This window comes from Winogradskyella sp. MIT101101 (assembly GCF_047126865.1).
GTDB lineage: Bacteria > Bacteroidota > Bacteroidia > Flavobacteriales > Flavobacteriaceae > Winogradskyella > Winogradskyella ouciana.
Window position 1 is genome coordinate 3,600,301 of record NZ_CP138982.1, and the last position, 25,910, is coordinate 3,626,210.

Annotated in this window: 18 protein-coding genes and 2 pseudogenes; 19 read left to right on the top strand and 1 reads right to left on the bottom strand. The window is 35.2% G+C overall.

All coding sequences use genetic code 11. The annotated features are described in order from the left end of the window. Positions 1-6 precede the first annotated feature (6 nt). Together hypE and SIB89_RS16210 are read left to right on the top strand one after the other, a co-directional pair. Positions 7-1,068 (top strand): hydrogenase expression/formation protein HypE, encoded by a 1,062-nt coding sequence (gene hypE / locus SIB89_RS16205; RefSeq protein WP_412560604.1) that lies wholly within the window; start codon positions 7-9, stop codon positions 1,066-1,068. A gap of 3 nt (positions 1,069-1,071) precedes the next feature. Beyond that, positions 1,072-2,166: a hypothetical protein gene (locus SIB89_RS16210; protein WP_412560605.1), complete on the top strand. Its 1,095-nt coding sequence runs from the start codon at positions 1,072-1,074 to the stop codon at positions 2,164-2,166. Here the strand turns inward: SIB89_RS16210 and SIB89_RS16215 are convergent. Next, on the bottom strand, positions 2,155-2,970 hold the full coding sequence (locus SIB89_RS16215) for a sulfite exporter TauE/SafE family protein (protein ID WP_412560606.1): 816 nt from the start codon (positions 2,968-2,970) through the stop codon (positions 2,155-2,157). The genes SIB89_RS16210 and SIB89_RS16215 overlap by 12 nt on opposite strands. A gap of 70 nt (positions 2,971-3,040) precedes the next feature. Between SIB89_RS16215 and SIB89_RS16220 the strand changes: the two are divergent. From SIB89_RS16220 to SIB89_RS16300, 17 genes and pseudogenes are all read left to right on the top strand, one after another. Beyond that, a pseudogene (locus SIB89_RS16220) lies at positions 3,041-3,223 on the top strand (glutaminase); the annotation flags it as partial. 204 nt (positions 3,224-3,427) lie between these two features. Beyond that, positions 3,428-3,706, top strand: a pseudogene (locus SIB89_RS16225) (ParB/RepB/Spo0J family partition protein). Between the two features lie 1,157 nt (positions 3,707-4,863). Beyond that, a complete protein-coding gene (locus SIB89_RS16230) occupies positions 4,864-5,157 on the top strand; it encodes a helix-turn-helix domain-containing protein (protein ID WP_412560607.1) in 294 nt (97 codons plus the stop codon). Between the two features lie 249 nt (positions 5,158-5,406). Beyond that, positions 5,407-5,895, top strand: coding sequence for a DUF6266 family protein (locus SIB89_RS16235; RefSeq protein WP_412560608.1), 489 nt, complete (start codon positions 5,407-5,409; stop codon positions 5,893-5,895). After that, positions 5,889-6,185 (top strand): DUF6266 family protein, encoded by a 297-nt coding sequence (locus SIB89_RS16240; RefSeq protein ID WP_412560609.1) that lies wholly within the window; start codon positions 5,889-5,891, stop codon positions 6,183-6,185. The genes SIB89_RS16235 and SIB89_RS16240 overlap by 7 nt, the downstream gene beginning before the upstream one ends. Before the next feature lie 169 nt (positions 6,186-6,354). Continuing rightward, positions 6,355-7,095 carry a site-specific integrase gene (locus SIB89_RS16245; RefSeq protein WP_412560610.1) on the top strand — a complete coding sequence of 247 codons (741 nt, stop codon included), beginning with the start codon at positions 6,355-6,357 and terminating at the stop codon, positions 7,093-7,095. Between the two features lie 2 nt (positions 7,096-7,097). Next, positions 7,098-8,060 carry a hypothetical protein gene (locus SIB89_RS16250; RefSeq protein ID WP_412560611.1) on the top strand — a complete coding sequence of 321 codons (963 nt, stop codon included), beginning with the start codon at positions 7,098-7,100 and terminating at the stop codon, positions 8,058-8,060. 204 nt (positions 8,061-8,264) lie between these two features. Next, positions 8,265-8,606, top strand: coding sequence for a helix-turn-helix transcriptional regulator (locus SIB89_RS16255; RefSeq protein ID WP_412560612.1), 342 nt, complete (start codon positions 8,265-8,267; stop codon positions 8,604-8,606). Between the two features lie 136 nt (positions 8,607-8,742). Beyond that, a complete protein-coding gene (locus tag SIB89_RS16260) occupies positions 8,743-9,117 on the top strand; it encodes a hypothetical protein (RefSeq protein ID WP_412560613.1) in 375 nt (124 codons plus the stop codon). A 452-nt stretch (positions 9,118-9,569) separates the two neighbouring features. Further along, positions 9,570-9,761 carry a hypothetical protein gene (locus SIB89_RS16265; protein WP_412560614.1) on the top strand — a complete coding sequence of 64 codons (192 nt, stop codon included), beginning with the start codon at positions 9,570-9,572 and terminating at the stop codon, positions 9,759-9,761. A 13-nt stretch (positions 9,762-9,774) separates the two neighbouring features. Continuing rightward, a complete protein-coding gene (locus SIB89_RS16270) occupies positions 9,775-14,826 on the top strand; it encodes a hypothetical protein (RefSeq protein ID WP_412560615.1) in 5,052 nt (1,683 codons plus the stop codon). Positions 14,827-15,032: 206 nt separating this feature from the next. Further along, on the top strand, positions 15,033-16,466 hold the full coding sequence (locus SIB89_RS16275; RefSeq protein WP_412560616.1) for a DUF3375 domain-containing protein: 1,434 nt from the start codon (positions 15,033-15,035) through the stop codon (positions 16,464-16,466). Positions 16,467-16,471: 5 nt separating this feature from the next. Further along, positions 16,472-17,047 (top strand): DUF4194 domain-containing protein, encoded by a 576-nt coding sequence (locus SIB89_RS16280; protein ID WP_412560617.1) that lies wholly within the window; start codon positions 16,472-16,474, stop codon positions 17,045-17,047. Then, entirely contained in the window at positions 17,031-20,426 is a 3,396-nt protein-coding gene (locus SIB89_RS16285; RefSeq protein ID WP_412560618.1) for an ATP-binding protein, read from the top strand. Before SIB89_RS16280 ends, SIB89_RS16285 begins: the two co-directional genes overlap by 17 nt. Then, positions 20,423-21,574: a Wadjet anti-phage system protein JetD domain-containing protein gene (locus SIB89_RS16290; RefSeq protein ID WP_412560619.1), complete on the top strand. Its 1,152-nt coding sequence runs from the start codon at positions 20,423-20,425 to the stop codon at positions 21,572-21,574. Before SIB89_RS16285 ends, SIB89_RS16290 begins: the two co-directional genes overlap by 4 nt. 6 nt (positions 21,575-21,580) lie before the next feature. After that, entirely contained in the window at positions 21,581-23,710 is a 2,130-nt protein-coding gene (locus tag SIB89_RS16295; RefSeq protein ID WP_412560620.1) for an ATP-dependent nuclease, read from the top strand. A gap of 1 nt (position 23,711) precedes the next feature. Further along, entirely contained in the window at positions 23,712-25,505 is a 1,794-nt protein-coding gene (locus SIB89_RS16300) for a UvrD-helicase domain-containing protein (protein WP_412560621.1), read from the top strand. The last annotated feature ends 405 nt before the right edge of the window (positions 25,506-25,910 follow it).

Genomic DNA, 25,910 nt, shown 5'->3' on the forward strand with positions numbered 1-25,910 from the left:
CCTTAAATGTCGGATTCAAAAAAATTACGAATGCAATTGCAATGCCCAATGCCAAAGTTAGACTTTGATGTTATAACACTTGGTCATGGTAGTGGAGGCACATTAACAAATAAACTACTGGATACTGGCGTTTTCGATTTGCTAAGTAATGATATTCTTGATAAAAGGCATGATGGTGCTTTTTTAGAAATGAATGGTAAAATGGCATTTTCTACAGATAGTTTTTTAGTCTCACCTATCTTTTTTCCAGGAGGAAATATTGGCGAATTGGCAGTTAACGGAACCGTTAACGATTTAGCGATGTGCGGAGCAGTTCCTAAATATTTGTCATTAAGCTTTATTATTGAAGAAGGACTAAAAATGACTGAATTTTGGGAAATTTTAGTTGCTATTAAGTATGCTTGCAAAAAAGCAGGAGTAAAAGTTGTTACTGGAGATACTAAAGTTGTTGAAAAAGGAAAAGGAGATAAAATATTCGTGAATACATCTGGTGTTGGAAGCATTCATCCTAAAGCAAATATTAGTGAAGACAATATAAAAATAGGAGATAAAATAATTGTTAGTGGTAACATCGCAACACATGGAATGGCAATTATGTCTGTACGTGAAGGTTTAGAATTTGACTCAACTATTGAAAGTGATACGATGAATTTAAATCACACCATAATCAATTTAATAGAACAATTTGGAAACGATATTCATCTACTAACAGACCCAACTCGTGGTGGTGTAGCAACTGTTTTAAAAGAAATTGCGTTGTCATCAAATTTTGGGATAGACATCGCTCAACGCGATTTACCAATAGATAGCCAAGTCGCAAGTGCTTGCGAATTACTAGGTTTAGACCCTTTGTATGTGGCTAATGAAGGTTTGTTTTTAAGTTTTGTGGATGCGTCTATTGCAGACCAATTTTTGGAAACATTACATAAAGATGATAACGGTAAACAGGCAAAAATTATAGGAACTGTTGTTGAAGAACACCCAAAACAAGTGATTATGGAAAGTGCTATAGGCGGAAAACGTGTTGTTAGTATGTTGCCTGGAGAACAATTACCAAGAATCTGTTAGTCTATGGATTTTAAAACACTAGGAACCCAAGTCGCTAATGGGCGATTATTTAGAGGCTCAAAACAAAAACCATTTTTAGCACCAAGAGGCGTTTTTGTAGCGAAAAACAAACTTTTCGTGTCAGACACAGGACAGAATCGTGTTTTTATTTGGAATACAATTCCGACTTCGGAATTTCAAGAGCCTGACGTTGTTTTAGGACAATTAGAAGTTTCGGATAGCGGAAGGAACTCTGGTGGTGATGTTTCGGCTACTACATTACAATATCCTTCTGGAATATGGAGTGATGGTGAAAAGTTAATTGTCGCAGACGCTTGGAATCATAGAGTGCTTATTTGGCATTCTATTCCTACAGAAAATGCACAACCTGCAGATGTTGTTTTAGGGCAACCAGATTTTGATACAAACTTACCCAATGTAAAGGGTATAGGAAACGACCCCACAACACAAACACTTAATTGGCCTTATGGATTGTTTTCGGACGGCAAAAGTCTTTGGATTGCAGATACGGGTAATAGACGCATACTATTTTACAACTCTATTCCAAAAAAGAATTATTCTTCAGCAGATAAAGTTATTGGAAAGCCCACTTTTACAACACGAGATTATAATAATGATGAGCCAATTTGGCCTTATTCAGTCAAAATAAATAGCAAAGGTCAAATGGCTGTTGCAGACACGCAATTCTATCGAGTGCTTGTTTGGAACAATAAAGACGATGCATTTTCAAAATCTGCTGATATTATTATTGGTCAGGATAATTTTGATGCCTGTGGACAGAATCAATTCAGGCTTGCACCAGAAGCAAACACGCTAAATTGGACGTATGATGCTTGTTTTTATAAAGATGGAATTTTAGTAAATGATACAGGCAATAGCCGAATTTTAAAGTTTAATGAAATCCCTAGTAATAATAACGCTTCAGCGGAAACATTGATTGGAAGAGAAGATTTTAAAACAAGTAGCGAGTTTAAAGGCAATATGCACGGAACAAAAAGTGCTATTTATTGGCCATTTTCAATAACTACTGAAGGAGATACGTTATTTATAGCAGATACAGGAAATCATCGCTTGGTGATTTGCGACTTACATACTTAGATAAAGCCAGTAAAAACCAATTATAATTGCAAATAAGCCACCTGCGAAACGAATACCTTTAAAGAAATTGTCGTTATGCTGATGTTTGGAATAAGATGTCAACTTACCAAGTATTAGAGCGTAAACAGACATTGCTATTACAGTTCCTATTGCAAAACCGATTATATACTGTACACCATCAGAATTATGTTCAAAGCCCAATACAGGTAATAACAATAAGAAATGAGCTACGCCTGCTAAGCCATGTAAGAATCCTATTCCTAAAGAAGATAAAATATTTTGTTTTACAATTTTATCATGAGTATGTTCATGGCCTTCTTCATGGTTATGTTCATGCTCATGTATATGGGCATAAGTTTCTTTTTCAGAATGAACATGCGGATGTTTGTGTTTTTTCTTTTCATTAAAAATGCGATAAAACGCCCAAAGTCCAACACCAATTAAAACAATTGCAACTAATTGCTCGCTATATTCTGATATAGTTTCAACAGGAATAACATCTTTAAACACAAGAAATAAAACACCTATTAAAAGCATTCCTAATAAATGTCCAATTCCCCAAAATAAGCCTATTTTCCATGCTTTCCTTTTGGTTTCTATAACTAATGGTGTAACAGCAGCCAAATGGTCAGGACCAGAGATAACATGTAGTATTGAGGCTAGTGTTCCTGCAATAATTGGAAGACTTATATCATGGTGATGAGTATCATGTAGCATTGAAACGAGAATCGCAGAGAATAATTTTATAATCAAAATAAAAAAGAAGTGTTTAAATGTTGTGGAAAGATAAATATTTTTTTTCAAAGAAATGGCTGGTATTGAGTGGCAGGGATTTATAAATTCTTTTTGCTTTAAAAGTCAATACTAAGTACATGAGTTTGCTTATAAAGTTGGGCTACCAGGTAAGAGTTATGTTGATGGTGGTATAGTAGCTGTATTACCCGCGCATTAGAGCATCGCTGTTTGGAGCCCAAAGTTAAATGAGAAAGTAAATTCTTATAGAGGAATGAAGTTTTTAGAACTTTTCACTTCAAAAACAAAGAGCACAATTTTTTAATTAAAATTTATTCAGTACATTTTTAAACATACCCATAAAAGCTACATTTCTAGTATAAAACTTTGAAAAAGCATCCACTTAATAGAGGGTTATATATATTAATATTGTTTAATCTAAAATTTGAGTATTATGACAACAAAAGTAAGTACTGCAAGTAAAAACGGAAAGGCTACAGCCAATGTTAAAAATGATGTCAAGTAAAAATTGACACAAAAAGCAATCGGACTTCAAGTTCAAGAGCTAAGTATCATAAACATTATCCCAGACCCAATGCAACCAAGAAAATCCTTTAATGAGGAAGCTCTCATGCAACTGTCTGAAAGCATCGAAAAGCATGGGATTCTACAACCTATTACAGTCCGATAATCTGGAAAAAATCACATCATCAAAATGGGGGAACGCAGGTGTCACGCAAGTAAATTAGCGAAAAAGAAAACAATTCCGAGTATTGTAAGAGAATACGATAATAATGATATTTTATAAATTCAAATTATCGAAAATCTGCAACGACAAGATGTTGAACCTACTGAAGAAGCTGAGGCTATTGCATATCTTAGCGAAAAATATGCGCCAACAGATGTTTAAAAACGGTTGGGAAGAACAGAAAACTTTGTTAGGCAACGTTAAAATTGGCAGGTAATAAGGTGTTCGTCAGTCGTTCCATTTAGTTCCATAAAATATCTCTGCAAGCCAATTAGTTGTATAAATGTCATTGCGAACGCAATGAAGCAATTTCACTATCTATACAAATTTCAAATACAAAGGGCTTGCATATACCATAAATAGCACTACTGCGGCGACACGTCCTCGTTGGCACTATTTATTTGTTTTATTTCACACATTCACTTCTTCCTCACCCGCAGCTACTTTTGTACCCAAACCCAATAAGGTTTCGCTACGCGAGTTTTTTTATTGGGTACAATCGCTGCTTAATGTTATGCGAGCCTGCGGGTCGCTTCGGGCAAAACCTACATAAATTATTGCTTCAATTTGAATGTTGATTTTTTATTGAATTGTATCTATAAATTAATAGTTAATAGGTTTAAATATGTAGGTTTACGGGTGTCACATTTTTTGAACTTCCCAAGTTTGCAAATAAGATAACCGCAGTTAAATCAACAATATTTGATTATTGAATTAAAATATTCGCATCATAAGATAAATTGAACTTCAATGAATACTGCGGATTATCCCATTTTGCAAGCAGTACACAAGAGCAACTCATTCAGTCAGCAATTCCATCAACAGCATAATAGTTTTTACATTACGGTTTACCTTTAGTTACAATCAAAAAATAGCTTCCCTCAAATACTTTAATTCCTCAACATCACTATTACATAGAAAACACGGTAAACCTTAAATGAAAACTATTCCCAAACCTTCCATTGCTTCCTTCAATCCTTGCACTTGCCTAAACTTTAATATTTCGAATTACCAATAAAAATCCACCTGACTATAATAAGAAATCAAAAAACTGCGCCACCCTTGCGGTAAACCGTTGCTGTGGTACGCACTTTTGCAGAAAATTGCAACGTGCTATTACCACAACACCCTTGCTCAACTCGCAGCCGGCTCGCTCGGCTAGATTACCTGCTTAAAATTAGAACACTAATTATTATCTTGAATTAAAAAGTACCATTATGATAACAAAAACGATTCAAATTCAGGAAATAACAGTTGATAAACTCACTGAAAAAGTAGCAGAAAAACTATTGATTAAAATTAAAAACTACTTAAAACAAATAGCAAAAAAAGATGATGATGTGCTATTAACAAGATTAGAAGTTGCTGATTATTTAAAAGTCAGTCTTACTACTATTCATCATTGGTCTAAAAACGGTATTCTCGAACCTTTACGAATTGGAAATAGAGTTTACTACAAAAGAAAAGGCATTATTGATAATTTAGAAGGGAATAGGTTTAAACGTAGGTAAAATAAAAAAAGGTTGCAAAAATAATTGGTTTCCTTCAGCCCACGCTATTCATACTATAAAGTTCAAGCCCTACGGGTTTTGAAAAAATTTTTGCCCATTATTTAGGTGCAAACTTCCCAACGCCTGTGCTTTAAGCAATATTTTTTCCAAAAAACTTGACAGTATGTCCGCACCATTGAAGATTCTGCTATCTTTTTTCCTTATCTTTTGAAAAAAAAATATTCATTTTTTTGATTGTATTGCAAACGAATGCAAAACAATGCAACAAAATCCATATCCATACAAGAGCATAATACTTGCCTTATATTTCATCGGAAGGTACAACTTCGTGTTAGGTCCGTACTAAGTCCAAACAAAAAATTGTTTCATTTAAATCATTTAGAAATTATGGGTAAAATTGCTCAAGGTATTTTAGGAGGGCTTTCAGGTAAGGTTGGAAACGTTATCGGTGGAAGCTGGAAAGGAATTGACTACATTAGAATTAAACCTTCAAGTGTAGCCAATCCAAGAACTGTTGGTCAAGTAAACCAAAGAACCAAGTTTACTGCCACTTTAGAATTTTTACAGGCTGTAAAGCCTTTTATTAAGTTAGGATATAAAGGGTTAGCTGTTAAGAAAACAGAATTTAATGCTGCAATGTCGTATGTATTGAATAATGCTATTACAGGTGCTGAACCTAACTTTGTTGTTGACTATCCAAACGCTTTAGTAAGTCGAGGGGTTTATCTGGTGTGCTAAACCCAACGTCTGATTTAGCAACTGCTGGAGAAGTAACTTTTGGTTGGGATGATAACTCTGCCGAAGGTAACGCAAATACTACTGACAAAGCAATGTTGATGGTTTATAATCCATCAAAAAAGGAATCTATTTCTTTACTTGATGGTGCGGACAGAACAGTAGGTTCTCAAATTGTTTCAATCCCAACAACTTATGCAGGAGATACAGTAGAGCTATTTATGGCTTTTATTACTGCTGATGGTAGTCAAGTATCGAACAGTATTTATTTAGGCTCTGGTACAGCTAATTAATGCTTGGTGTTTTTATTTGGAAACCGCTCTAATCGAGCGGTTTTTTTTATGCTATATTTGTTGCTCTATTTATTAATAGTTGTTGCTAATCTTCTCTTTTTATATGTTTTTTGTATGCTATTTGTTGCCCAAATGCAGTAGTACCATTGAATACAGGGTTGGTTAAATATTGTATCGGGAAGTAGATTCCAAATGGTTAGAAGATTTTAAGTATTACCTGAAGCATACCGCAAAAACAAAGAGTAATCGACCTCTCTCTCAAAATTCATGTTATTCATATTTTAATAAGGTAAAGGCATGTATCAAGGAAGCAATAAGGGAAGGAATTATCTCATATAACCCAGCTGAACAGGTAAAAGGGTTTAAGCAGGGCGAATCTGAACGAGAATTCTTAACCTTAGATGAATTGAAAAAAGTTGCCAATACGGAATGTGAAATCCCAATTCTGAAACTGGCATTCTTGTTTAGTGCACTCACTGGTCTAAGATGGTCTGATGTACATAAATTGGTTTGGAAGGAAGTTCAATATTCTGAAGAACAAGGTCATTATATCCGCTTTAAACAAAAGAAAACCAATGGCTATCAAACGCATCCAATACCAGAACAGGCTTACAAATTGTTAAATGAAAGACAAGGTGATGAGCAACGTGTATTTAAAGGGTTAAGGTATAGTGCTTGGAATAACTTAAAACTACAACAATGGGTTATGAAAGCAGGAATTAGTAAAACCATCACATTCCACTGTGCGCGCCATACTTATGCTACCTTACAGCTCACATTTGGCACGGATATATACACCGTTTCAAAATTGCTAGGCCACAAGGAGTTAAAAACCACCCAGGTTTATGCTAAAATCATCAATCAGAAGAAGGTGGACGCTGCGAATGCAATTCCAGATATTAATTCGTAAATATGGCAACAAATCACAATTATTACGAAATTGAAATAGCTGATATATGGCAATATGAGCAACATGAGTTTTTAAGTGATAAATCTTCGGATGACTTAGCTAAGAAAATAATCAATAAAGCGGAAGAAGTAATAATAAAAGAAGGAGAAGAAAGCTTTACTGTTGATTTAGATAATGTTAAATCAAGGGCATATTACGAAAGGAATTTAAATGAGTATAGAAAATCTTCTAATACCCTTAAAGGTAGATACAACAACAATTTTTTCTTCAATAAACAAGTTTGCTATCAGTATGATCAGAACATTATTATTACCCAAGAAAGTTCTGATTTCGATTTTTGGTTTGCTTTGAAACTGAGACAGTACGATTCCAAACTCATAGAAGTAAAGAATTTTTTAGAGTACCAACTGGAAAGAGCATTTAATAAAGATTTAGTCAGGTTTATTGATTTCTTAAAACTAGAAATGAAGCAATCCAGTGATACAATTTTTAATGATAGAATTACCGAAACCATTGATAGATGGATTAAAGATAAAAATAGCTTAAACCGAAAATTAAAAGGTAAATATAGCTCTCTAAGATTAAGACAACTTAACACGAACCCAGACTATCTCCAAAAGAACAGTCATGTTTTGAATAAAGTATTAAAGCATTTAAAGGTCAATAACTTTATTCATGAAGACACTTTGTTTACGGATTTCATTAGAATTTTTGAAGGGAATATCATTCCAAAAAATAAAAGAATTGTATGGACTGGAACCAATAAAGACCTAAAATGGTTTATGGATTATTTGTCTGAGGGTTCAAATAAAATCGAATATCATAAACATGATAAATGGATTGTAGTAAATATGTGTTTCCTTAATAAAGAAAATCAGGAATTTGGCAAAAATGTTCTTCGTAAATCTAGTGGTGATGATGAAGCACGAAAAAAATTGCTAGAATCTATACTTACAAAAATTTAGCACTCGACACTTAACGAAAAATATTTTATTAGAAGCTGATTAAGAATAAAGACCCGCTTTATACTATCTAATATTTGTACTCGACACTCACTCGACACTTAACGAATCATTGTTGTCTTAACCAGTATTTCTTCATTATTTCGGGGTTGAAATTTCATTAAATGCATTGCGCAATGCTCATTATTAATTAAAAACTAAAATATTATGAGCGATTTATCTAAACCGCTATATTCACTTACTGTCGGAGAATATATAGACCTAAGTAAGGAGGCTTTTGCTCAAGAAGCAAAAAAGCTACTAGCCAACAATGATGGTATCTTGAGCAAATCAAATTTAAATAGCGATATCATTTTCGTCGACGACGTCCAGCAACTCACAGGCTACAAAAAGTCAACGATTTATTCCAAAGTATGTCGATTCGAAATGCCAGTCATTTCTAAACGTCGACCATTGACATTTTCTAGAAAGGATATTATGAATTGGCTTAAAGACGGTAAGCCGTCTGTCATAGATCAAGAAGCTAAGGAGTATGTAAGAAGAGCCTAACCAGTACCTAACTAAGCATATTAATTTAAAATTTATATGGATTTCAGTTAGCTAAATATATGTTCAGTCGCATTAACCTATATCAGTTTAAATCTGAATAAATTATAAATATTGAATTATATAAAATATTAGAGATATGAAAGAAGATTATATAAAGAATACGGCTATTGATCCTTTGACAGGCGAGGAGTTTGTTCCAAAAAGAAGTAATCAAAAATTTGCGTCTAGAGAAAATCAAATCATGTTTAATAATTTGAAAGCTGCTGAGGAACGACGAGCTAAGGAAAAGACTAGGAGAATATTAAATTCCAATAGGAAGGTATTGCGGACTACTTTGGGGTCACATAATGAAGTGATAAGATCCCACGACTATTTATTAGGTGCTGGTTTAAATTTTGGCTTTAATACTCATAGAATGAAGATAGATGGAATCAATTGGATCTGTATAGACGATCATGCATACGCTTTAATTGATAAAAATACATTTAAAATTAAAAAGTTGAAAGGATAGATTATGGAAAAAAAGATCATAAACTGTTATGAATTAGACATAAAGCAAAATTTCCCTGAAGATTTAAGATTATCTCAAATAGAATGTGAATCTTTAAAACAAAGGAATAATATTCTTTTTAATTCTTTAATTGTTTTGGGCACAGGGTTATTAGCTATTTACATATTTAAAATTCTATCTGAAAAAAAAGAGGATAAAAACAAATATTCGTCATAAATATAAATTTATTTTTTATTTTGAAGCTTGTTGAATAATGTAATATATCTAATTCAAATAATACAGTACCTAGCTTACTGAAATTAGAGATTGTTTTACAAATATATTTAGTATTGCCATATTTAAGTTTCAGATTGAGAATCATTTCATAAAATTCTTGTTTTAAAGGCATAGCAAATAATCAATCTAACTGGTTATCTATTTAAATCTGAAAGTATGAGGATAAGATGATAGATATGGATGATAATGCCTTGGATTTTGAACTGGCTAAAAGTGTTGGGGAATTTTTCCGTTTAAGCGAAGATGAAATGGATGCCATCATCAATGAGGTTCTTACTGTGGTTAAGGATTGGAAAACGATTGCTAAGGGGTTGGGTATAAAAAATTCAGAAATGGACTTAATGGCGGGAGCATTTAAAGCAAGCTAAATACAATAGAATTATGAGTAAAACAGGGAGTGTATTTTCAATGGGGAGTGGTGGAGCCACTTATGAGCATCACGTGCAGGCAGCTTACTTGCTTGCAATGATACTTCAGATTGAAGTACCTCTTGTAACAAATGGTAAAATAAGTGAAGTTGCCTTTCAGACCACCAGTAGGGGTTACGCTACGGATGACTTGATGGCAGTAATTGATTTGGGGTCTGGTAAACAACAGAAGATTCTGTGTCAAATAAAGCATAACGTGGCATTGACTGAAAATAATGAAGTTTTTAATGAGGTCATCACAGCTTTTTGGAAAGACTTCAATAATACTACTTTCAATAAAAGCAAGGACAGATTACTATTGGTTAAATCTAATCTAACCAATAATGACAAGAACCATATTGTCGTATTACTAGATTGGGCATCCACGCACAAAGATGAAAATGATTTTTATAAGGAAGTGGAACGAATAGAAGTTAAGAAGCAGCATCTTAACATCTTTGAGAATCTGCTAAAAAAAGCTAATGACACTAAAAGTGTCTCAAAAAAAGAAATTTGGATGTTCCTTAAAAGTATGGCACTTGAAGGTTATGATTTTGGTGTTGAAACGAGTACTGCCTTAAATAATTCATTAAACTTAATTACCCTTACTAAAGAATCTGATTGTAGCCTAAGTGGGCTTGAAATTTGGAACAACCTACTTGCCTTGGCTGCTAAATACAACCAAAATGGTGGTGCGCTTACTTATGATGATATCAAACGATTGGAAATTTACAAATATTTCAATCTATCAGTTTTTGATAGCACTTACCAATCCATATCAAAACTTCGGGAAGATAGTAATATCATCATTGAGCCCTTTACCAGTTCAATTGAAGATTTTCACTTGGACCGTTCAGAAAAATTGGAAGAGCTTTCAGAGGTCTCGGTCAAAAATCAATTCACTATAGTTTCTGGTGATGCAGGTGCTGGCAAATCAGCTGTGGTTAAAGACTATGTAAAAAGATTTTATGATGATGCCGAGGTCTTTGTTTTCAAGGCAGAGCAATTTAATGAGATTGCCTTACCGCACGTTTTCACCAAACTTGGGGTGAACGATTCGATTACAGATATTGTAAGTTCAATAGGTTATCTCAAAGAGAAGCTGATTGTTATTGATAGTTTAGAAAAACTACTAGAGGCAAATCCAGAAAATGCCTTTCAGCAATTTTTAACACAAATAAAGGCTTACAAAGATGTAAAAGTTATTATGACCTCAAGAGCCTATGCTGTAAAGCTTGTACTTCAAAAGTACCATATTCCAAAAGCGGGTATTGTGGAAATAGAACCGCTATCAGATGCGGAATTAGATTTAGCCAAAAAACACTTTCCAAATTTAGAGTCGTATTTCAATAATCCTGGTCTTAAAGAGATTCTTAGAAGCCCTAAATACTTGGAATTTGCGGTACGCACAATTGATGTGAAAGGCTTCGATGTTGAAAATTTATCGATAATAGAGTTTAAATCAAAACTATGGAACCATATCATTGAGAAATCAACAGTCATTGGCGGCGGTATGGCAAGAAAACGTGGGAAAGCATTTTCAAACATAGCATTGAAACGAGCTCAACTTATGCGATTGTTTGTTGAACCTGATGATGGAATTGATGAAGCTGCTGTTGAGGCGTTACTTGATGACCATATTTTATATAAGAGTAAAAATGAATACCAATTTGCGCCTTCTCACGATATTTTAGAGGATTGGGCTTTGGTGAAACACATTTCAAAGCTAAGGTCGGATGCAATTTCAGTCGATGATTTCTTTTCTCAAATTGGTGGCCAGCCTGCATTACGAAGGGCATTCAGGCTATGGGTGGAAGACTATCTGATAGAAAACCCGGACTCAATTATTACCATAGTACGCGATACCTTCACCAATAAACAAATAGAGAGATATTGGGTAGATGAAATTCTGGTTGCCGTGTTTCGTTCCAAAGACGCATCAGTATTTTTTCAAAAATTTAAATCTGACTTGCTAAACGAGAATGCGGCCTTTTTGAATAGGTGTATTCTTTTGACCAGAACAGCTTGTAAAGAATATGGTAAAGGCTCGGAGTCAAATAAGTCCATTCTTTTCCCTGTTGGTGATGTCTGGAAAGAGTTGCTAGTATTTATATCAGAAAACCTTGATTCAATACCCAATCTGCGCGAATCCATTTTTTCGCTTCTAATGGATTGGGAACTTAGATACATTTTAGATTCTAGTAATCTATCCGAAAAAGAGATTGATGCTTGTAAAAGTATAGTCCTTCAGTTTATCGACCAAATAGAAGCTGGTGATGATTTTTGGCTAAATAAAGTGTCCAGAGATAAATACACAATAGAGCAATTGGTATATCTTCTTTTCGGACTAGCACCTTACGCCAAATCAGAAATCGAAGCATTTTTAAAGAGAGCCAATTCTAAAAATGATACCCCTTGGCGCTTACAGCAGTTTTATGATACGGCAATTAAAATAGCCCTTGGTGGTTTACGAAACCAAAATTTAGTCAAAGAGCTTCCAGAACAACTTATTGTGTTAGCGGAGAAGACTTGGAAAGAGCAACCTAAAGAAGAGGTTAAAGAAGTAAAAATAGACGGTCATAGAATAATATCCAGTTTTTTACCAGAATCACGCCCAAAGAAAGAAGAGTCTTGGGGTATTGCAGATTCCAAGTTTGAATTTTATCCCTCAGGTATTTATAAGACATTTGTAACCACACTTTTTGCAACAAAACCAATTGAAGCGTTTTCTTTTGTTGTTGGTTTTATAAACTACTCGGTAGATTACTTGGTGCAATCAAAATATGGACAGGAAGAACCTCTGGAAAAAATAGCCTTGCTTTTTGATAATGGTAAAACAAGAGTGATTTATGGTGATTTGGATTTATGGATTGCTTATAGAGGTTTGGGTACCCAAGTACATTCACTCATCGAATCTTTATTGATGTCAATGGAACGGTATCTATTACAGCTTGCAAGTGTTGAAAGTGAAATGGTAAAAAAACTGCTGGAAGAGCATTGCAAATACATACTTCAACTTTCTAACAATGTAGCACCAGTTTCCATAATTGCTAGTGTTTTTATGGCGCATCCCAAATCTTTTACCAAAGCTATACTGCCAATTTTTGGGGTAAGACAGTTCTTTGAATGGGATTTACAAAGGGCAATAAGCGAACATCATAGTATGGCGCCAGAAGATAATAAGATATATCACGCGCAAAAAGTGAGAATGGACTCTAACACCTTGCCACATCGCAGGAAGTACCATCAAGGCCTTAGAGCTTTTATGATTTCATATCAGTTCAATGTTGGAGAGCTCAACGAAGGATTATTCGAGATTTTCGATAAATTTTATAATGATTACAAGGATGACCATTTGTGGATAAAAACCGTGACCGAAATGGATGCGCGTAAACTCGAAACTGGTAAATTAAACAAAGAAGCGTGCACCGTTGAGTTAAGGCCGTCTTATCCTGATGAAATTGCAGACACTCTAAAAACCATTGAAACCGATTTTAAAGATAATCACTTGGATGCAGGTCAAAGCAATCTTCTGTTAAAAACAATAGATAAAAAAGAAGAGATAACATTCAAGCAATGGCGGGTAATCTATACTAACTATTCGGCACCAGATTTTCAAAATGGAATGTTCGATATGCCTGCGACACTTGCCAAAGTTGGGCTGGATTTATTTGCTGATAAATTGAATCCAACGCAAATTTCGTGGTGCTTTGATATATTGTATAATGCCGTTGATGCCTTGGTGAAAGATAAATATAATCGGGACTATAGTTTGAGTATGAATTATAGTGTGCTGGAGAAGAAACCCATACTGCACTCTATTCATTTGTTGGTCAAATACGCTAGTTCCGCAGAAGACTCAATGGATTACAAGTTACTGCTCGGAAAACTGGTGTTGTGTCCGTTGGATGATTACAATTTAAGACAATTTTTAATATACTTCAGAAAGGAATTTTCTGAAAATTGCCCAGAGATGGCAAGTGACTTGCAGAAAATGGTCATCGCTTTCGCAAAATTTGAAAAAGAAAATCCAAGACCTTACAGACCCACAAAAGACGAAGTGTCGCAGTACGAGAAAGCCTTTGAAGAATTTATTTCAGCTTGCTTGAAGTCACCAAAAGATATTGAGGTCAGTACAATTGATTTCAATTCCCACGAGAAACACTTTCTCGTGAGAGCAATGCTAATGATACCCACGGAGAGTTGCACTAAGGTACAAGCAGATTATATTGTCAAGTTTTTAAATGAGTATGTTCAGCTACATCAAACAGTTGAAGGCGATACGTGGCGTAATACAAGACAACACTTTGATTACACTTCTCAAACTGATATGCAACTATTTTTGGGGGAATTATGGCTTTACAGCGAAAATATCGATTATGGGAAAAGGTCAACAGACGCTTTAATATCAACGTTTCTAAAAGATACGGTTGTAAATTCAGATGACATAAATGACTTATACAAATTCATATCGGGGACAATAGACTTTTGTGTCACTATAATGTATGATGTAGTACGAGACAAGACCACAGAAGAGCTTCAAAAATATGGCTCACGATTCTGGCAGTTGTGGGATTATATTTTTGATAGGCTGAAGGAAAATGGGAAATATTATTTCAGCGACAAATTATTACTCAATAACAGATTCCTAAAAGAATTGGAAGATTGGGAAGGCTTTTTAAGCTACAAAACCCAGTATCTAAATATGGCAGAATACTTCGGCATCAAAAATTTATCCGCAATACTTGCTGTTTTCTCAACCTTTGGCGAGAAAAAGTTTCTGCCAGAAGGTCTTTTACTATTAGAGAAGCTAATTAAAGAAAATCCCATTGTTAAAGATGACCTATTGGGCAAAGATGGTAAAGTGATGATTAAGAAACTGTTCGCTAACCATATTGGTATAATTAAAGAGAGACAAGATTTGGTCAATGCATTTTTGTACATTCTAGGTGTGATGATTGATAGGGGTTCTACAGAAGCCTACCTGATACGTGAGAATGTTTTTGTCTACAAATCTGTTTTGTAAGATTCTTGCAAAGCCAATTTGATATAAAACATACCACAGGATGTTTTTAAATTCAGTCAATTTGAATTCACTTTTCCATAAAATTCAGCTATATTTAAAACCAATTTTAACAATTAATTATTAGGCACAGCTAATTTCGTATTTCGGATAATTTGAAAGTGCTTTAATGTATTTTGAGAACTTTTGAATTAGAAGAAATAAAGTCCATGCTTGAGCACGCCCCTAGCGTAAAGATTCTGAAATCCCGCAACCGGGAATTGATTCTGCTATTCCTGTTATCAGCTTTTCCAGACACAAGCAAAAGCCATTCATACGATTTTCTTCATACCAAACTTGCTGACCATCTCGAAGGTATCCAGTTAGAGGAAGATGAGGAAAACGACCTTCAATTTGCAGATACGTATGAGGTAAAAGCCAAAAAGCTTATCAAGAGGTGGACACAACTCGGCTTCCTGACCAGTTTCAGAAATGAAAGTGGCACACCGCATTATCAGCTTACCAACCACACCACCAAAACTCTTATTTGGTTAGAAAGTCTTAAGAAAAAAGAGTTTGTTGGTGCCGAATCAAAATTCAAGGAAGTCTTTAACCAACTCAAGGAACTTGTCGAGTGGACCAATGACGATGTTGAAAAACGTATCGAAATCCTAGAAGGAAAAAAGCGTGACCTTGAAAACGAAATCAACGAACTAAGAATTAGTGGTAAGGTAGATACTTATCAAGAATATGAAATTATACCAAGGTTTCAGAACATCAATGATACCGCAAAAGAGCTGCTTTCCGATTTCAAAGAAGTAGAAATCAACTTCAAGGAAATTTCCAAAGAAATTTACCTGAAGCATACCAATACAGACCTGTCCAAAAAAGAAGTGCTGTCATTTACTTTTGACGCCATAGACAGGCTCAAAAAAAGCCATCAGGGAAAAAGCTTTTATGCGTTTTGGCAATTCCTCATAGACCGAGGTCTAAAAACCGAATGGAACAGGCTCATAGAGGAATTGTTAAGCAAATTAAAGGAAAAACAAATCGAGGTCGATGATGATTTTCTCACAGGCATCAAAAATAATCTTTTTGAGACTGGTCAGCACGTCTATCGAGCAAATGATAAAATGGCTGAAAAAATCAGTCAAATCATTAGGGAAAGTGACTCTTTACAAAGAGAAAGCCTGAAGAGACTTTTGGCAGAAATCAAGAACCTGTTAATACAAACCAGTAGGGTTTCAAAATCACCAGACATATCCATAGAACTTGAAAATGAACCGGAAATCAACCTGAATTTTGACAAGAAACTCACGCTAGAAAAGAAGAAAGATAGAACCTACAACCAACGACCACAAGTCGTTCAAAAAGACATTGAACAATCTTCACAGTTCGAGAAAATTGCTTCAAAAAGAAAAATAAGTAAAAAGGTCTTAAATGCGAACATCCTGCGAACCCTTGAAGAAAAAGGACAGGCATCTTTGGCCGAAATTATTGAAGACAATGGTGGTGTTACACAAGGACTGCTAGAGGTGTTTGGATATTTCAGTATTCTGAAAAACTTCAAGCATACCTTCAATAGTGATAAAGAAACACAAATCCTGTTTGATGGAACAGAGAATAAAATGATAAGAATTCCAGAAATAATAATCACGAAATGAACAGTTTGAGTTCCAATTTAAAAGAATATTCCGTGGCGATTGTACGACTACTAAAGAGCACGGTAAACAGCGACGACAGGGTTTGGGATGACGTACTGTTGTATAGAAAACCTATTCAAGAGTATGTAAATGTTATAGGGCTAGAGCTCATCATCAAGGAAAATGATGGTTATGCTTTTTTAAAACAATTTCCCATAGATGATGATGACAATACTATCGGATTGGTTTCAAGGAAACAAGTAGGTTTTGAAACCTCTGTGCTCTTGGTGGTATTGCGACAGATTTTAGAAGATTTTGAAACGAATCCTTTGGATTACAGCGGGTCAGAAAAATTTATTGATAATGAGGAACTAATCAACCAGATTGAACTGTTCCTACCAGAAAAATACGATAAGGTCAGTTACTTAAAGAAACTCGAAGACTATATCAAGCGGATAGAAAAACTGGGGTACATAAAAAGAGTGGATTCCGATGACCTCAATACCCGATACCGAATACATAAAATCATTAAAGAAAAAGTGAGCATAGATGCACTAGAAGAATTTAAAAACAAATTGAATGAATATGTTGAGTCTATTTAGTACACGGTCAGATACCTCTGGATTTAGGCTCAACTATCTTGAGGTCTATAATTGGGGAACATTTGATGACGAAATTATAAGGATTGAGCCTAAAGGAAATAATTCACTACTTACAGGTGCCAACGGTTCCGGTAAGACAACTTTTATAGATGCCCTATTGACTCTTTTGGTACCACAGAAAAAGGACAGGTTTTACAATCAGTCATCAGGCTCAGAGAAGAAAGGCGACCGTACCGAGGAAAGCTATGTATTAGGTGCATATGGCACAATATTGAAAGAAGGTGCCAGTAGCGCAACAGCCCAACGACTACGGAATAAAGACACTTATTCTATATTATTGGCTTCCTTTGGGAACGAAGACCAAAAAACCGTCACCCTCTTTCAACTAAGGTGGTTCTCAGGCAACGAGATGAGACGTAGTTATGGTATAGCCCACATACCCTTGACCATTGAAAATCACTTTCCAAAATTCGATGACAAAAACCTTTGGAAACATCGGTTAGAACAAGAGTTCAATAGCAATATCCAGAAAAACAGAGTTGAATTTTTTGACGATTACCCTACCCGTTATGCAAAGCGTTTGGTAGCTGTATTAGGGATGAAATCATTAAAGGCCCTGAAGCTCTTTAATCAAACTGTTGGTATTAAGGTATTGGAGGATTTGGATGGCTTTATCAGGATTAATATGCTTGAGGATAAAAAGCCTGAAGCAACTTACATTGAACTTAGAAATAGCTTCGTAACACTTAGTAGCGCCAAAAACAAAATCGATAAAACGCAAGAGCAACTCAAACAGCTTGAGCCCATCAATAATCTAGCTGAAAAACTTAAAGAAAAAACTAGCAGAAAGGAAAAATTAATTCATTCCAGAGACCTTTCAGTACTATGGTTTTCCAAAAAAGGAAAAGAGCTTTTTGATACCGAGAAAGAGAATTTGGAAGGCGAAAAGGAAAAAGTTGAGACTCAATTAAAGGAACTTGATGCCCAGGAAGAAACGCTTCGCGAAGATTTGAACGAGGTAAATAATCAAATAAAAAATGATGAAGTAAGTGCCCAAATCGACAAGCTTACTAAGAATGTAAAAGAATTGGAAGTCAAAAAGTCGCAACGGCAAAACAAGCTGGATTCGTACAATGCTCTCGCCAGAAAATTAACCCTTGAGGAAAACCCGACAGAAAGTGATTTTGATGAAAACAGAAACAATGCTATCAAAAGAGCTAAAGAAACAGATGATGAACGAACTCAAAAAATTGAAGGAAAAACAGCTGTTGAAATTGACATAGCAGAAAACAAAAAGGCAATTGATACCATTGTTGATACGATAGAAACGCTTCGTAAAAACGATAACAATATTTCTGGGCGAGAGGCATCCATTAGGGAAGACATCTTAACTGTAACCGGTGCCTCAAAAAAGGAAATCCCCTTTGTCGGTGAACTCATCAAGGTGAAAGAAGAGCAATTAAAATGGCAATCTTCTATTGAAAAGGTGCTACATTCATTTGCACTTCGATTGATTGTTCCCGAGAAATATTACAAAAAGGTAAATACCTATGTAAACGACACGAATTTACGAGGTAAAATCACATATCTGCGCCATACCGATTCCTTATTGAGTGGTTTCAACACATCATTCCAAGATGATGATAAACTGATTAGCAAGTTGGAATTTAAGAAAGATTCATCCTATGCAGACTTCATCGAAGACAATATAGTATCGCGTTACAATTATCTGTGCGTTGAGGACTTGAACGCTTTCGCGAAAGCTGAAAAAGCAATCACCATAAATGGGCTTATCAAAAGAGGGAAGGGAAACCACGAGAAAGATGATAGAGCTAAAATTAATTCTAGAAATAACTACGTTTTAGGATGGGATAACAAGGTCAAGATAAATGCACTAAAGGATAACTACACCGAACTTCGGGAAAATGGCGACAAGCTTTTAGAAGACAAGAAACAATTAGATGCGGATATAAAAATACTCGCAGAATTGAATAAAAATTACAATGCATTTTTAGCGAGTTTTGAGGATTACGACCTTATAGATTGGAAAAAGTATGCGCTGGACATACAAGAGTTGAACGACACAATCAAAGAACTGGAAGAAGGAAACGATACCGCCAAGACTTTAAGAAATCGAAAGAAAAGTCTGGAAGACAAGATTGCAGAAAATAAGGCGGAAAAGAAACCCAAATCTGAAAGGATATTCAATATTAACAGGATATTGGGCGAAATTCAAGGGGAACTTAAAACCTTTGAATCCCAACTCAAAATACTATCTGAGAACAGTATTGATATATCAGATTTTGATGCTGAAAATCCATTGTTGAGCAATTTGTCATATAAGAATTTTAAGCAGGTAAGGTCAACATTTCAAGAGGATAATCAGAACGATTTAAAGAAGGTTGAAGAATCAATTTATAAGACCAGAGACAAGCTTACACCAAGAATATCAAAATTCAAGAACCCAGATAAGGATACCCTTGAGCTATTTCCTGATTGGGGCTCGGATGTTAGCGAACTGACGAGCAATCTTGACCATCTTTACAAATACCAAGACCTTTACAAAAAACTCAAAGATGATGATTTGCCAAGCTTTCAGGCCAAGTTTGACACCTACTTGGAGGATACCATCATCGATAAGGTAGGTGCTTTTAATTTTTTCTTTGAAAAATGGATTGAAGAAATTAAGAGTACCATAAAGACCCTTAATGCGTCCTTACAGGCCATTGACTTTGAAGTTGCACCTAGAAGCACATACATTCAATTGTCAGAGAGAATGGCTCTGTCCGAGCAAGCTGACGATTTCAGAAAATTGCTTCACGAAGCCTTACCTGACGTTGCGCAAATAACAACTACCGAATCTAAAAGAATTCATTTTGAAAGCTACATAGCACCTTTAATCGAACAGCTCGATAATGAAAAGTGGCGTAAACAGGCTCTTGATGTTAGGTATTGGTTTCAATACCGAGCGGAAGAATTTGTTAGGGAAGACGACCAGAAAATTGCCACATTTGAAAGTATGAGCCATAGGTCTGGTGGTCAAAAAGCACAACTTACCTATACCATCTTGGGTGCTGCGATTGCCTACCAATTCAATCTGACTTCGCAGGGATTGGAAGCCAATTCATTTAGATTCGTAGCCATTGACGAAGCATTCAAGGCTCAGGACCAAGACAAATCAGAATATTTGTTGAAGTTGTGCGAACAACTTCACTTACAGGTGTTGGTGGTTACGCCTAGTGACAATATAGAGATAGTTGAACCCTACATTTCCTTCGTGCATTTTACTGAAATCGAAAATGGTAAAAAGAGTTCGTTGTACGATATGCCTATCGAGCAGTTTCAAAGGGAAAGTGAAAAATACGTGATGACTAATTGATATCATCTTCAGAAATAAAGAAAAAAGCGCTTAGGACCTACCCTTCATTTTTGTCCTCTCTGGTCAATCAAGAAGACCTTTTCCCTATGGAAATCAGAGGAAATAAATCGCCAGGAAAATCGCTTGAGGTTTACAGGAAGGAAATGGATGATTTATTGAACGCTTCCAACAGTATTAACAAATACGGCTACACTATTGATTGTGTAAAGACCAAAACCCGTTTTATAGGCTCACAGAGTTTACCTAAACGAATTTACTTTGAGAATGAGCTTGACTATGTTGGCTATCTCAATAAGATTAACGAGGTCAAGACCTTCAAACGACTAAAGGATGAAACGTTAAGGCTTTATCCAGAGCTCAAAAGTTGGCTCGGTACCAACCCTTTGAAATTGGTTGCCAATGTGGAACATTGGCAGGATATTTTGAAAGTAGTGAGCTATTTTAAGTCCAATCCCAAACCAGACCTTTACATCAGGGAACTTCCAATAAAAGTTCATACCAAATTCATAGAACGGAATAAATCTCTACTTCGGGAATTGTTGGATATCATACTTGCCCAGTCTCTAAATGCTGACGAACACAGTCACTTTGAGACAAGGTTCCATCTAAAATACAGCGAACCTTTGGTGCGTTTCCGCTTGCTTGATAGCCAAATAACACAGCAGTATTTTTCAGGGTTAGAAGATATTTCGATAAGGCTAAGTGATTTTCCGAAAATTGAGTTACCAATAAAAAAAGTATTAATTGTAGAAAATCTTATGAATTTACTCACTCTTCCTAAAATGAAAAGTACCCTGTCAATTTTTGGCAAGGGCTTTAAAGTGCTATCGTTAAAAAATATCGAGTGGTTAAAGAGCTGCCAAATTTGGTATTGGGGTGATTTGGATGCCCAAGGCTTTGAAATTCTTTCAGGCTTTAGAGGACACTATCCTCAAACGAAGAGCTTGATGATGGATAAAGCCACATTTGATAAATACTATGAAGATGACTTAGAGACTAAATCGAAAATCGCATCGCTTCCAAATCTGACTGAAGATGAGTACCAAATGCATCAAATGCTATTTAAAAATAAATGGCGATTGGAACAAGAAAAAATCCCAATAGACTATGCTCTACTAAAGCTAAAACCATTAACCGAACAATCATAAAAACCAATGTACATATCCAATGTTTCCATAGTCAATTACAAAAGTTTCAGAAATGCTAAATTTTCGTTCAAAGAAGGCATCAATACCATTATAGGCGAAAATGGGTCTGGAAAAACAAATCTGTTCCGAGCCATACGCTTGCTTTTGGATGATAACTTATTAAGAATGGCATATAAGTTAAACAAGGATGATTTTAATAGGCATTTAGGACCTTGGCAAGGGCATTGGATAATTATTAGCATTGAGTTTAGTGACCTTTCGCCAGAAGAAGAAATTCAGGCGCTGTTTGTACACGGAACAGGGGATGCATCAGAAGAAACGTTGACCAAGGCAACCTATACCCTTCTTTTTAGACCAAAACCAGATATTCGGTTACGGCTTTCAGAATTAGCGGAAGACGATACGGCTGGATTAGAGGCAATTCTTGACGAAATAACCATAGATGACTATGAAACGAAGTTTACAGGTAAAAGTACGGTAGATTTTAATGACGAGGAAGTTTATAAGGATATTGTAGGTGATTTTGAAAAAGTAAAATTTCGTTTTCCAGATGACGCATCCAAAATAGGTATCCTGATTCCACATCAACTCTCAATTTCGAGAGAGGTGTCCTTTACTTTCATTAAAGCATTAAGGGATGTGGTCTCGGACTTTCACAACAACAGAACCAACCCGCTTTTGACGTTATTGAAAGCTAAAAGTGAGGATATTGATGAGGATGAATACGCCAGTATTTCAGACCAAGTATCTGAATTAAATGAATCAATTGAACAGTTACAGGATGTTTTAGATATTACTGATAATATTTCTCAAACTATAAAAGAAACTGTAGGCGAGACCTATTCGCCTTCATCTCTATGTATCAAATCAAGTTTATCGGACGAAGCCAATAAACTTCTACAATCCTTAAAACTGTTTATAGGGGAGCCTGGCGAAGATTACGAGGGTGGTATCCACGAGTTAAGCCTTGGCGGTGCCAACCTCGTTTACTTGACATTGAAGCTATTGGAATTCAAGTATCAAAAAGCAAGCGAAACTTTTGCCAATTTTTTGTTGATAGAAGAACCTGAAGCCCATATCCATACGCACATTCAAAAAACGCTATTTGATAAACTTGATTATGGCGATACTCAAATTATCTACTCAACACATTCCACCCAGATTTCTGAAGTAAGCAATCTTTCAAATATCAATGTACTTAGTAAAAAAAGTAACTATGCCGTTGCTTATCAACCAGCAAATGGTTTGGGTGAACCTAGAATTGTGAAACTTGAACGCTATCTGGATGCCATAAGAACGAACTTGCTTTTTGCAAAGGGTGTGGTTTTGGTTGAAGGCGATGCTGAAGAAATATTAATTCCATTACTTATAAAAAAAGTGCTTGGCTTCAGTCTTGATGAAATAGGTGTAAGCGTTATAAATATAAGAAGTACAGGTTTCGAGAACATTGCCGATATTTTCCACGATGACAGAATTCAACGCAAGTGTGCTATTCTTACAGATTTGGACACTTCAATCGTTGATACGGCGATTAAAGAAGATGACTCTAAGGCTGTCAAGAAGTTCAAGAAAAAATGTTCTAATTCCGAAATAAAAGGTCGAGAAAGGCAAGATAAGCTTACGGCATATACAAATGGTAACCCTTGGATAGAAGCTTTTTATGCAGACTACACCTTTGAAGTGGACTTTCTTTTATCAAATAACTCACGAGAAGTAATCGAGATAATTGACCAAGTTTACTCTGACCCAACAACCATTAAAAAGGCAAAGAAAGAATTAAAATCCAAGGATGTTTTTATTTCAGGTAGAAGGATTCTGAAAATGGCCAAACAAGAAGGTAAAGGTTGGTTCGCAATTCTTTTGGGGAAAGGAATCGCCTATGACACCTATGTACCAAGATATATTTTAGAGGCAGTTTCTTTTGCCACACCAAAAATGAATCGTGAAATCATTTCGGGAATTTTTAATTACCGAATTAAAGAAAATTATAAAGCTGATGACAGTCTCGATTTTAAAGCTTTTGCAAAACAAGTTAATAGATATCGTAAAAGTGAAATAGAACTACCCGAGATAATTGATGAATTTGAAACCTTACTTCTTGATGACGCAGCTTTAACATTTTTAAAATTGCTTTAATATGTTTGTCTGGACCGATAAAGAACTAAATGACGAGCAAAGTGCAGTTGTAAAAGACAATGACAACATTTTACTGGTTGCTTGCCCTGGAAGTGGAAAAACAAGAACGCTTACCTATAAAGTTGCCAATGAACTGTCAAAGCTAAATTCTCACAAAAAATTTGTAATTGCGATAACCTACACCAACCGCGCTGCAAATGAAATAAAGGAACGTATTGAACTGCTAGGCGTCCCAACTGACCAATTATGGATAGGAACCATCCATTCCTTTTGTAATGAATGGATTCTTAAGCCTTATTCATCTCTTTTGGAAAAGCTCAAATTCGGATACCGGATTATGGATGCCAATGAGTCAGATAATCTAATCAATGAAATGTGCAAAGGCTACGACAAACCCAAAATCACACTTTGGGATTGTGGCCACTACGCAACTATAAACGGAATTGTTCAAGTTGTAAGCTCTGGATATAAATATGAGAGTGTCAGCTCGGTTTTGCAGGAATATTTCACTTATTTAGACGAACACAATTTCATAAGCTATGAGCTGATGCTATTGTATGCCAATCAACTGCTTGAAGAAAATCCTATTATTACGAATACACTTTCCAAACTGTTTGAAATCATTTTGGTTGATGAATACCAAGACACCAAAGAAATCCAGTATCACATTATTTCCAAGATATGGAATTCGGCTCAGAATAAAACAAGGGCACTAATTGTAGGTGACCCTAATCAAACTATCTATGGCGGTCTAGGTGGTTACCCTATCAAAAAAATAGAGCTGGAAAAACTTTCGGGTTTAGAATTTAAAAGGTTAGAACTAGAACAAAATTACCGTAGTTCCACGTTGATTGTCAATTATTTTGATAAGTATAAAACTATAGAGAATATAGTTGTCGCATCTGGAAAGGAAAAAGATTACGACAGCATCATTTCATTTAACAATCAGGTTCACGTAGATAATTTGGTAAAAGAAATAAGCAGATTACTCAAGCACAATGTAGAGGTTTTAGGCATTGACCCCAATGAAATATGCATTCTTGGACCACAATGGATACATTTAGCCCCTTTATCAAGAAGCTTAATGATTGAAATGCCAGAGTACAGTTTTAATGGGCCAGGTATGGCACCTTTCTCAAGAGATTTAGAAAATTTTTGGTATAAACTTTCCCGTATCGTTCTTACTGAAGCATCACCACGAATGTATCTAAGACGCTTGCGATGGGCAAATGAAATTTTTAATGAGTTGGAAGATTCAGGTTTTAATGTTGATGATATTAACCACAAATCCATTTTAAGGGTTTGTAATAGTATACAAATAGACGAAATAGAAGGTTTGTTATATCTACAATTATTTTTTGAAACGTTTCTTGAAAAACTTGGCATTGACCTATCTACAAATATTTCTTTAACCGAAAGTTTCACTTCATTTTTTGATAGTGCCAGAAAACGTATTGAAAGAATTAAAAAAGAAGGCAATGAATTCATTGAGCATATAGACAGTTTTAAAAAGGTGTTTCAACAAAAGGATGGCACTACAATTTCTACTATTCACGGTGTAAAAGGTGCAGAATTCGATACCGTAATAGCTTTTGGGTTACTTGAAGGCTACGTTCCGCATTCCAAGGATGAGAACGGAACTGAAACTGCAAATAGAATGTTATATGTGGTTGGGTCTAGGGCACGCAAGAACCTTCATTTGATTTCAGAAACTGGCAGAAAAAATTGGAAAAATGAACCCTATTTTCCAACTAATGTGCTTTCCCAGATTATTCATAAGTATGACGAATTATAAATCCTAACTTTTTTTATAAAAATAATTGTCCCATATCTGTACAATTTTACTTGAAACATCTATGAATAGGAGAGGAGTACTTTAGGTATCCATATCAACCAAAACTCCTGAAAAAAATCCAAGCTTGTAGATAGTACTGACAAGTATTAAAGTTTTCTTTTTCTTAATACAGATTAACAATCTCGCCAATCTTTACATTCAAGCAAGCTTATATAAAATTAAAAAAAGCTTTATTGCCCAAAACGACACGATTATCGAACCAATTCGTCTCCTTGTTAAAATAGCTTAATCAATAAATACCAATTTTATTATCTCGAATATTGAATCACTCATCAAAAGCCAACCATTTTGTAAGGAGGCAAAGAGATAAGTTTAATAATTTCATGGTATTACCTTAGTTTTTCA

Coding starts and splice junctions, on each gene's coding strand:
- hypE (WP_412560604.1), top strand. CDS start 7: ATGTCGGATTCAAAAAAATTACGAATGCAATTGCAATGCCCAATGCCA.
- SIB89_RS16210 (WP_412560605.1), top strand. CDS start 1,072: ATGGATTTTAAAACACTAGGAACCCAAGTCGCTAATGGGCGATTATTT.
- SIB89_RS16300 (WP_412560621.1), top strand. CDS start 23,712: ATGTTTGTCTGGACCGATAAAGAACTAAATGACGAGCAAAGTGCAGTT.
- SIB89_RS16285 (WP_412560618.1), top strand. CDS start 17,031: ATGTTGAGTCTATTTAGTACACGGTCAGATACCTCTGGATTTAGGCTC.
- SIB89_RS16235 (WP_412560608.1), top strand. CDS start 5,407: ATGCAAAACAATGCAACAAAATCCATATCCATACAAGAGCATAATACT.
- SIB89_RS16275 (WP_412560616.1), top strand. CDS start 15,033: ATGCTTGAGCACGCCCCTAGCGTAAAGATTCTGAAATCCCGCAACCGG.
- SIB89_RS16270 (WP_412560615.1), top strand. CDS start 9,775: ATGAGTAAAACAGGGAGTGTATTTTCAATGGGGAGTGGTGGAGCCACT.
- SIB89_RS16295 (WP_412560620.1), top strand. CDS start 21,581: ATGTACATATCCAATGTTTCCATAGTCAATTACAAAAGTTTCAGAAAT.
- SIB89_RS16250 (WP_412560611.1), top strand. CDS start 7,098: ATGGCAACAAATCACAATTATTACGAAATTGAAATAGCTGATATATGG.
- SIB89_RS16260 (WP_412560613.1), top strand. CDS start 8,743: ATGAAAGAAGATTATATAAAGAATACGGCTATTGATCCTTTGACAGGC.
- SIB89_RS16265 (WP_412560614.1), top strand. CDS start 9,570: ATGGATGATAATGCCTTGGATTTTGAACTGGCTAAAAGTGTTGGGGAA.
- SIB89_RS16230 (WP_412560607.1), top strand. CDS start 4,864: ATGATAACAAAAACGATTCAAATTCAGGAAATAACAGTTGATAAACTC.
- SIB89_RS16255 (WP_412560612.1), top strand. CDS start 8,265: ATGAGCGATTTATCTAAACCGCTATATTCACTTACTGTCGGAGAATAT.